General features: G+C 39.1%; 1 protein-coding gene and 1 pseudogene. Both read right to left on the bottom strand.

Annotated elements, in window-relative coordinates; genetic code table 11:
• The coding region (locus tag IRT38_RS08760; protein WP_194597469.1) for a biotin/lipoyl-binding protein at window positions 1-341 on the bottom strand (341 nt) is incomplete at its 3' end.
• A pseudogene (locus IRT38_RS08755) lies at window positions 338-1,441 on the bottom strand (ATP-binding cassette domain-containing protein); the annotation flags it as partial. The pseudogene IRT38_RS08755 and the gene IRT38_RS08760, both read right to left, overlap by 4 nt.
• Between the last annotated feature and the right edge of the window lie 83 nt (window positions 1,442-1,524).

The raw sequence follows: 1,524 nt of genomic DNA, 5'->3' as shown, positions 1-1,524 counted from the left end.
GCTTGAGCAGAAGTTAAAAGTGATTTTGATTCACCGACATTAGATGCGAAGCGTGTTTGATCTAGTTGCGCAAGGATTTCTCCTTTTTGAACAATATCACCCTCTTGCACATTTAACTTCGTAAGAATACCACCTTCTAAAGATTGAATAGTTTGCTCTTTAGATGAAGGGATGACCTTACCCGTTCCTGTAGAAACTTCTTCTAGATTAAATAACCAAGCCCAAGTCAAAAAAATCGCTAAACCAATACATACAATCCAAATCACAAGACTTGAACGTGGTAAAGCTGGCTCTTTGTAGGATACATTCATAGAACGGTTGTTAGCTTGTTGTTCGCTCATGAATCTTCCCCTTGTTTAATTTGTTTTTGTTGGCCTGCTGATTGATTTAGAACTTGATCTCGTGGTCCATCCATTACAACCTTACCTTCGTTCATCACAATGATACGATCAACCAACTCAAGCACAGCTCGTCTATGTGTTGCGACGACTAATGTTCTGTGTCCTAACCAGCCTTTTAAGTGATCAATTAATTGTTTTTCGGCAATATCATCAATCGCGGCAGTCGGTTCATCGAGTAATAAAATGTTAGGTTGGCGAATCAGTAATCGTGCTAACAGCAATTCTTGCTTTTGCCCGCCTGAGAAGCCTACACCACCTTCTAAAACTAAATGATCTAAGCGCTCTTTTTTCTCTTGCACAAAGCCTAAAGCACCTGTCACTTTTAAAGCTTTTAAAATGTCATCATCTTTTGCTAAAGGCGCACCTAAGGTCAAATTCTCACGAATTGTTCCGTAGAATAAATGTGCATTCTGATTCAACAATGCCATATCACGGCGCACATCAGCAGGATCGATTAAGGTAATATCGAGACCATCCAAATGCACAGAACCATTTGATGGGGATTGCATACCAGCCAATAATTGTAATAATGTTGATTTACCTGCACCGTTACGACCTAAAATCGCAATCTTTTCACCAGCTTTAATTTTCAAATGACGAAGTGCAAGAATTGGACGAGAATCTTCTTCTGTGTATTGGAACATAACATTTTTAAGTTCATAGTCCCCATTTAACACTTCTTTATGAACCAGATGCGCTTGATCAGGTTGATCAACAGGTTTCTGCATTAATTCATCAAGACTTTTCTTCGCAACCTTAGCTTGCTGTAAACGTCCTAAAATCCCTGTGATTTGTGAAATAGGGGCAAGCATTCGTGAGGAAAGGATCGAACACGCAACCAAAGCACCCGTTGTCATCTCGCCTTCCATCACGGCAAAACATCCAACTAATACAACAGCGGCATAGGTTAAACCTTGAATTTTTTGTGTCAAAGCAGTTAATACACCAACGATCTTACGTTGTTGCATACTAATATCCGCAGACACCTCATTCATATGATTCCATTGGTTTTGGAATCTAGATTCTGCTCGTAATAACTTAGGGGCTTAGGAAGTTAAGCATATCAAAAAGTATGGTAACTTCCTTATATGAAAGCAAAAAATAGATACTATTCCCGTTCAAA

It is taken from the genome of Acinetobacter sp. SK-43, assembly GCF_015351505.1.
GTDB classification, from domain to species: domain Bacteria; phylum Pseudomonadota; class Gammaproteobacteria; order Pseudomonadales; family Moraxellaceae; genus Acinetobacter; species Acinetobacter junii.
This window is presented reverse-complemented; position numbering and strand designations above follow the sequence as displayed.